This window comes from Alkalibacterium sp. m-11, from assembly GCF_054658155.1.
The window spans coordinates 1-7,712 of sequence record NZ_BAAGIR010000096.1 but is presented as its reverse complement, the minus strand read 5'-3'; the positions used below and the strand labels follow the sequence as shown (position 1 = coordinate 7,712).

The following is a 7,712-nucleotide window of genomic DNA, read 5'->3' as shown; positions in this document are numbered from 1 at the left end:
ATTTTTGTTTTATACTTATCCATGTTGTAAGTCCTTTGTTTTGGTCTTGGATAAGTCATCCAACCCCATTATAAAGGACTTTTTTATGTCATGAAACAGTTAAATTTTTAATGCAACACTAGTGGTATTATATATAATAGAGGACTGAAAAATACAGCAAAGTTATTTTCAAAAATCACAAAATAGTCTAAGAAAAATATTAAAAACATAAACTTTTAATGTTAAACTTAAAAAGTGAGCGTCAAATAAGGAAATAAAACGTACTTTACATGCAATTAAAAATAAAAAAACATAGTGATTTTTGTAACAATACATTGCGATAAAGCACAAATATTGTTACACTATATATTGACGCACTTTTAGTAAGAGAAAAAAAGGATGTCTTGGGGGAGGGTTTTTTGAACAAGAAAGCAGATAATAAAAAGAAAGAAAAAAACAGTGAGACCTTACGAGCATTAGCTAATTTCTCCCATATAGGAGTTATGATAGCTGCTTCCATATTAATAGGGGTATTATTAGGTCGTTTTTTAGACAATAGACTTGGCTCGTCACCTTGGTTACTATTAGTCTTTTCCTTACTTGGTGTCGGAGCGGCCATTAAATACTTATTTGATATGCCAACAAAATAGTGAAGAGGGAATAAAGTGACTTTATCAAAAATAGCAAAAAAAATGATTTATTCGATTGGTATCATCTCGGTAGCTACTTTAGTGCTTGCTTTTTTATATTACCGTTCTATGGAATTTGTTCCATTTTTACTAGGTATTTTAATAGGTTCTATAACGAGTATTTTAAAAGTCATTCTACTAGAACGGACAGTTAATACTTCTATGAAAATGGATAAAAAAGACGCAGGGAAATATGTCAGTCTTCAACATTTAATAAGATTGTTTATTTCTGGAGCTGTTCTGCTTATCGGCGCTCTTGTAGACAGTATTAATTTATGGGGAGTAGTTGTCGGTATATTATCTTATCAATTAGCCGCATACAGTACTAAATCAGTCATGAATGGATAACTCAAACTAAGATTGAATGAAGGTGGTGATCAATTAACAATGTTAGATATAAACAATATAGCTATACTAGAAATATTTGGATTTGAGATTTTAATTACAGAAACAATCGTCAATACATGGATTATTATGGGTATTCTTATTGTTTTAGCTATTCTTGCTCGAATAAAATTAAAGTCCTTTAAAGTTGTTCCAACAGGTGTCCAAAATATCATTGAGACAATTGTTGAAATGTTTGATACCTTCGTCGTTAACACCATGGGGTCAAAACTATCTTACATCGGTAGTTGGTTTTTCATGGTCTTTGTATTTGTTTTATCTGCCAGCTTACTTAGTCCATTTGGGTTAAGAGCACCAACTGCAGATTTTGCGACGACCTTCGCACTTGCTTTTGCAAGTTTTCTACTCATGCTCATTTTAGGTTTCAAACATAATAAAAGGGACTACCTTAAAACTTTTTTTGAACCACACTTTATCTTTTTTCCACTCAACATAATTGGAGAACTTGCTAAACCTGTTTCACTCAGTTTCCGACTGTTTGGTAACGTATTGTCAGGTACAATTATTCTGACCCTTTATTATGGTTTAACACCATTTCTTGTTCAAATAGGTATCCCAGCTGCTCTATCTGCATTTTTCGATGTCATTATCGGTGCTTTGCAGACTTATATATTCGTGATATTAAGTATGATGTATATTAAAGGCGCAGCAGATTAAAATTCATTGCAAGACTTAATTTATGTAAAAAAATTATAGAAAATTTATGGAGGATGTATATGGAAACTTTAGGAACTATTATTAGCGCAGCGCATATTGCCGCTGCAATCGCATTACTCAACGGACTATTTACAACATTTGGGCAGTCGAAAGTGGTTTCAACAGCCATTGAAGGAATCGCAAGACAACCAGAGGCAAGTGATGACATCAGAAGTGCGATGTTTGTCGGTCTAGCCATGGCAGAGACTTCCGGTATTTACGGACTCTTAATTGCCATCATTATGCTATTTGCCAATCCATTAGTAGAAATTTTTGTCAACTTACTCTAATAAAATGAAACAAGACAACTGTCTAATAAGAAAGGGGTCGTTTACTTGCAAAATGAGATGTGGTTTTTAGCTCAAGCTCTCCCCGAAGGACGTGTCTTTGGTTTGGATGGACAGACCTTGATGGATATCGGCATTCAGTTATTTAACGGGATTTTATTGGCAGTGATATTAGGAGCCATTTTATACAATCCTGTTAAAGAGTTTATGCAAAAGCGTACAGAAAGCATTCAGGAGAAATTGGATGACTCCGATGCCACGATGTTGACAGCTAAAAATTTAATAGATGAATATGAAGAAAAAATTGAAAATATAAATAAAGAACGTCTTACTATACTAGAAGAAGCACGTGCTCAAGCTCAGGAAGAGAGTGACCTCATCCGCCAAGAAACTAAATTAGAAGCTGAAGAAACCAGAGCACGCATGCAAAAGAGTATGGAAGCCGAGAAAAAACGTATACAGGATGAATCACGTCTTTATATTATTGAGACGGCTGCTTTAATGGCTGAAAAATATGTTGCTTCTTCTATTAACGAAGAAGACCATATAAAGCTTTTTGAAGAGGCTTTGACTGATTTGGAGGAATCCAAATGGCAAAGTTAAGAGAACGTTACGCACAAGCACTCTATGATTTGTCAATTGAAAATGACAATATAAAAAAGACATTACGAGAAGCAACTTTAGTGAACAATGCCTTAAATGAAGAAGAGGTTCAATTTTTTTTGCTTCATCCTCATGTCTCTGATTCAGAAAAACACCAATTATTTGAATCAACTTTTTCTGAACACATTGAATCATTTTTATTAAACTTTTTACATTTAATGATTGATAAAAATAGAGAAGGCTTAATCATTCCAACTTTAACAGAATTAATTACACGTATAAAAAGACAGTTAAATCAAACAGAAGCCACAGTCGTTTCAGCTAAAGAGTTAACTGAAAAACAAGTGGAGGCTATTAGAGAGTTACTCACTAAAAAAACACAGATGGACATAGAGTTTCATTTGAAAGTAGATCCTGATGTGATTGGTGGATTTTATATATTGATAGATGGGTTCGTTTTTGACGGGACTGTCCGAACACAACTCATTAAAATGAAAGAAAAACTGAAAAGAGAGGGGGTCGCCCATGTCAGTTAATCCAGCTGAAATAAGTAAAGTCATAAAAAAACAGATAGAAAATTATGCTTCAGAAAATACTTTTACAGAAGCCGGAACAGTTATACGAGTAGGTGATGGTATAGCTCGTGTCCATGGATTAGAAAATGCCATGAGTGGTGAACTCTTAGAATTTTCTGATGGAACTCAAGGGATGGCATTAAACCTAGACGAAGACAGTATAGGTGTCGTTGTTATGGGATCAGATTCAGGTATTAAAGAAGGAGACCCAGTCACTTTAACAGGAAGAATGACAGAGGTACCCGTTGGTGATGGGCTCTTAGGGAGAGTTGTTAACTCCTTAGGTGAGCCAATTGACGATAAAGGACCTATTTCGGCAAATCATTATCGCCCGATTGAAAGTCAAGCGCCAAGTGTCATTATGCGTCGAGAGGTTGACCAGCCTTTACAAACTGGAATAAAAGCGATTGATGCTTTGGTTCCCATTGGAAAAGGGCAGCGAGAGTTAATTATTGGTGATAGAGAAACGGGTAAGTCGGCCATTGGAATTGATACGATTATCAACCAAAAAGAGACGGATGTGCACTGTGTCTATGTCGCTATTGGCCAAAAAGCTTCAACAGTGGCACGCATTATCAGTGTGTTAGAAGAAACAGGCGCAATGGACTACACGACTGTTGTCTTCTCGTCAGCAAGTGATTCAGCACCTTTACAATACATTACACCTTACGCAGGAACTGCGATAGCGGAAGAATGGATGAATCAAGGGAAAGACGTGTTAGTCGTATATGATGACTTATCTAAACACGCTGTATCATACAGAGCCATAAGCTTGCTATTAGGACGTCCACCAGGGCGTGAAGCGTATCCTGGAGACGTATTTTATTTGCACTCGCGTTTATTGGAACGTGCTGCTTCAATGAGTGAAGAGTACGGTGGAGGAACTTTAACAGCTCTTCCAATAGTTGAAACCCAAGAAGGGGATATCTCAGCTTATATTCCGACAAATATTATTTCCATTACCGATGGACAAATTTATTTAGAATCAGATTTATTTAATAGTGGCGTACGTCCAGCCATTAACCCTGGTTTGTCCGTATCCCGTGTAGGAGGAGCCGCTCAAATCCCTGCTATTAAACAAATAGCCGGACCTCTCCGTATAGAATTTGCCCAGTATAAAGAACTGGCTGCTTTTTCTCAATTCGGATCTGATTTGAATCCAGACACGCTCGAACGGTTGAATCATGGTGAACGTATTATGGAAGTACTCAAACAGTCTCAGTATAGACCTATGGCGATAGAAGATCAGGTTCTGGTTTTTTATGCTTTAAGTCAAAAGCATTTAACAGATATTGATATGAGACATATTAGAAAATTCCAAAGAGATTTACTTTCACATATCAGCAATGTGGCTCCTGAAATTAAAAAAGAATTGAAAGAAACAGGAGTCTTGACAGACGAATTAGCCGATCAAATAGATAGTTTAATTAAAGACGTTAAAAACCAACACGATTACAGCTAGGGAGGGATAGATCTGAGTTCTACAAGAGATATAAAAAAACGAATTGCCAACGTTAGTTCTGTGGAACAAATTATTAAGGCCATGGATATGGTCGCATCCACAAAATTAATCAGAGCGAGAGAATCCTTAGATGGTATCCGTCCGATTTACCTTAATTTGAAACGTATCGTCACTGAGTTAGGCAAACAAATGGAGAATGCTGAGCATAAGTTCTTTAAAGAAAGAACAGATACAAAGAACACTCTTTATGTTGTTTTAACAAGTGACAGAGGTTTATCTGGAAGTTATAACTCAAACATTTTATCCAAAGCTTTGAAACACATGAATAAAGGTAAAAATGAAAAATTAATCGTCGTTGGAACGAAGGGTATAGACTTCTTTAAAAGAGAAGGAAAAGATATTATACGTTCAGTTTATGATATCTCGGACGATAATGTATTTTATGGTACTGAGAACATGGCTCAGAATATACATGATGTCTTTTTATCAGACGAGGTTGACATAGAAGAAGTCTATCTCGTTTATACTCATTTTGAGAACGTCTTAACACTTGAACCAAAGATAGAAAAACTGTTACCTGTTGAAATGGATGAAAGTGATGAGAATTATATTACTGATATTAAATTCGAACCAGGGACAGATAACTTCATAGACCATGTCGTGCCATTGTATCTGCATATGAGTTTATTCCGTGCCTTTTCAGAAGCCCATACCAGTGAACAAGCGGCTCGTATGGTCAGCATGGATGCGGCAGGTAAAAATGCAAATGACTTGGTCGAGGATCTAAATCGTGTCTATAACAGAAAACGTCAAGCTGAAATTACGCAAGAATTAAGTGAAATAGTAGGAAGTGCAGAAAGTATGAAAAAAGGAGGTACGGATGACTATTAAAAACAAAGGAAACATTATTCAAATCATCGGGTCTGTTGTCGATCTTCAATTTGATGATGACTTACCCGCTTTATACAATGCCATCGAGGTCGACTATAAAGAGGATACAATCGTCTTAGAAGTCATGCAGCACCTTGGAGACAATAGAGTGCGCTGTGTATCCATGCATCCGACTGATGGCTTGACTCGTGGAATGGAAGCTATTGATACAGGTGCTTCTATTTCCGTTCCTGTAGGACAAGAAGTCTTAGGACGAATGGTTAACGTATTAGGAGAGCCAATCGATAACGGTCCTGAAATAGAATCCGAAGAGAAATGGTCCATTCATAGAGATGCTCCAGCTCTTAAAGACCAAAAAGCGGAACCTGAGATGTTAGAAACAGGAATTAAAGCGATCGATTTATTATGTCCCTTCTCAAAAGGAGGTAAAATTGGTCTCTTCGGCGGTGCCGGTGTTGGGAAGACAGTTCTCATTATGGAACTGATTAACAGTATCGCACAAGAACATGGCGGCCGATCTGTCTTTGTCGGAGTAGGGGAGCGTACCCGTGAAGGGAATGACTTATACTACGATATGAAAGATTCGGGTGTTATTGACAATACCTCTTTAGTATTCGGTCAAATGAACGAACCGCCAGGAGTCCGTATGCGTGTGGCTCTAACAGGGCTCACAATGTCGGAATATTTTCGAGATGAAGAGAAGCAAGATGTTCTATTATTCGTAGACAATATTTTCCGATTTGTACAAGCTGGATCAGAAGTATCGGCTTTACTCGGACGTACACCCAGTGCAGTAGGCTATCAACCCACTTTAGCAACAGAAATCGGTGCATTGCAGGAAAGAATCACATCCACTCAATCCGGATCGATTACATCTGTACAAGCCATTTATGTGCCGGCAGATGACTTTACAGACCCAGCAACAGCGACGACTTTTGTCCACTTGGACGCAGTAACTATTTTATCTCGTTCCGTTGTGGAACAAGGCATTTACCCAGCGATTGATCCATTAGAATCTTCTTCACGTATTTTAGAAGAAGATATCGTTGGAAAAGAGCATTACCAAGTTGCCCATCGTGTCCAAAATATTCTTCAGCGTTACAAAGATTTACAGGATATTGTAGCAATATTAGGAATGGACGAGTTATCTGAAGAGGATAAACTAGCCGTTAACCGAGCAAGAAAGGTTCAGCGTTTCTTATCTCAACCTTTCTATGTAGCAGAGAAATTCACAACTGTTCCAGGTAAACATGTAACGATTAAGGAGACAGTTCAAGGATTTAAGGAAATTCTTGACGGAGTACATGATGGTATTCCAGAAGGGTATTTCTTAAATGCTGGTTCCATAGATGACGTTGTTCAAAAGTATAAGAATGACCAAGGTGATTAAAAATGGATGAATTAAATAATAAAAAGAAACTTAATTTAACTATTACAACACCTCGTGGAGTCAAATTTGAAGAAGAAGCTGATATGGTTATCATGCGGGTGCTGGATGGAAATATTGGTGTTCTTCCAGGACATGAACGTATTTCTACTGTTTTAGGAGACGGAATCCTTCGCTTCATTAATAATGATGTCGAAAGAAAACTTGCCGTTTTTAGTGGAATTGCTGAGGTTAACGATGATAATATTAATATTTTCACAACAATCGCTCAGCCACCAGAAGAAATTGATTTAGAGCGTGCTGAACAAGATCGTCAAAAAGCAGAAGCTGCTCTGGCAGAAAAACCAAAAGAACCGTATCTGCAAAGAGCTCATTTGATGATTCGTCGCTCATCAGTGCGTATTGAAGTCAGCCAAGAATATTCGGAAAATATCAGTGATGATTAACAAACTGAAGAAAGTAACCCAGAACTGGACAGATGTCTTGTTTTGGGTTTTTTTATATGTTCGACCACTAGTGTTGCATTAAAAATTTAACTGTTTCATGACATAAAAAAGTCCTTTATAATGGGGTTGGATGACTTATCCAAGACCAAAACAAAGGACTTACAGCATGGATAAGTATAAAACAAAAATGACCATAAATAAATGGTTTTCGTACATTTCTTTAGAAACATTAAGTGAATCGTCTCGACAGGCTATCGGTCAGTTTGATCGCTATTCAAAAAAATTAACGTTT

General features: G+C 36.9%; 10 protein-coding genes. All 10 read left to right on the top strand.

Annotation, left to right across the window (positions count from 1 at the left end):
• Window positions 1–398 precede the first annotated feature (398 nt).
• Genes ACYQ2O_RS09230 through atpC form a run of 10 tightly spaced genes read left to right on the top strand, consistent with a single transcriptional unit; the run spans window position 399 to window position 7,420 of the window.
• On the top strand, window positions 399–629 hold the full coding sequence (locus tag ACYQ2O_RS09230; RefSeq protein ID WP_346025207.1) for an AtpZ/AtpI family protein: 231 nt from the start codon (window positions 399–401) through the stop codon (window positions 627–629).
• A gap of 15 nt (window positions 630–644) precedes the next feature.
• Entirely contained in the window at window positions 645–1,016 is a 372-nt protein-coding gene (locus ACYQ2O_RS09225) for an ATP synthase subunit I (RefSeq protein ID WP_346025206.1), read from the top strand.
• Window positions 1,017–1,028: 12 nt separating this feature from the next.
• Window positions 1,029–1,730: a F0F1 ATP synthase subunit A gene (locus ACYQ2O_RS09220; protein ID WP_459796475.1), complete on the top strand. Its 702-nt coding sequence runs from the start codon at window positions 1,029–1,031 to the stop codon at window positions 1,728–1,730.
• Between the two features lie 59 nt (window positions 1,731–1,789).
• On the top strand, window positions 1,790–2,059 hold the full coding sequence (atpE, locus tag ACYQ2O_RS09215) for an ATP synthase F0 subunit C (RefSeq protein ID WP_346025204.1): 270 nt from the start codon (window positions 1,790–1,792) through the stop codon (window positions 2,057–2,059).
• Between the two features lie 45 nt (window positions 2,060–2,104).
• Window positions 2,105–2,659 (top strand): ATP synthase F0 subunit B, encoded by a 555-nt coding sequence (locus tag ACYQ2O_RS09210; RefSeq protein ID WP_346025203.1) that lies wholly within the window; start codon window positions 2,105–2,107, stop codon window positions 2,657–2,659.
• Window positions 2,647–3,195, top strand: coding sequence for an ATP synthase F1 subunit delta (gene atpH / locus ACYQ2O_RS09205; protein WP_346025202.1), 549 nt, complete (start codon window positions 2,647–2,649; stop codon window positions 3,193–3,195). Before ACYQ2O_RS09210 ends, atpH begins: the two co-directional genes overlap by 13 nt.
• Entirely contained in the window at window positions 3,185–4,696 is a 1,512-nt protein-coding gene (gene atpA, locus ACYQ2O_RS09200) for a F0F1 ATP synthase subunit alpha (RefSeq protein WP_346025201.1), read from the top strand. The genes atpH and atpA overlap by 11 nt, the downstream gene beginning before the upstream one ends.
• A 6-nt stretch (window positions 4,697–4,702) precedes the next feature.
• Window positions 4,703–5,587 carry an ATP synthase F1 subunit gamma gene (gene atpG / locus ACYQ2O_RS09195; RefSeq protein WP_346025208.1) on the top strand — a complete coding sequence of 295 codons (885 nt, stop codon included), beginning with the start codon at window positions 4,703–4,705 and terminating at the stop codon, window positions 5,585–5,587.
• Entirely contained in the window at window positions 5,577–6,977 is a 1,401-nt protein-coding gene (gene atpD, locus ACYQ2O_RS09190) for a F0F1 ATP synthase subunit beta (RefSeq protein WP_346025200.1), read from the top strand. The genes atpG and atpD overlap by 11 nt, the downstream gene beginning before the upstream one ends.
• Window positions 6,978–6,979: 2 nt before the next feature.
• Window positions 6,980–7,420: an ATP synthase F1 subunit epsilon gene (gene atpC / locus ACYQ2O_RS09185; protein WP_346025199.1), complete on the top strand. Its 441-nt coding sequence runs from the start codon at window positions 6,980–6,982 to the stop codon at window positions 7,418–7,420.
• The last annotated feature ends 292 nt before the right edge of the window (window positions 7,421–7,712 follow it).

Coding starts and splice junctions, on each gene's coding strand:
- atpH (WP_346025202.1), top strand. CDS start 2,647: ATGGCAAAGTTAAGAGAACGTTACGCACAAGCACTCTATGATTTGTCA.
- atpA (WP_346025201.1), top strand. CDS start 3,185: ATGTCAGTTAATCCAGCTGAAATAAGTAAAGTCATAAAAAAACAGATA.
- atpD (WP_346025200.1), top strand. CDS start 5,577: ATGACTATTAAAAACAAAGGAAACATTATTCAAATCATCGGGTCTGTT.
- atpC (WP_346025199.1), top strand. CDS start 6,980: ATGGATGAATTAAATAATAAAAAGAAACTTAATTTAACTATTACAACA.
- atpE (WP_346025204.1), top strand. CDS start 1,790: ATGGAAACTTTAGGAACTATTATTAGCGCAGCGCATATTGCCGCTGCA.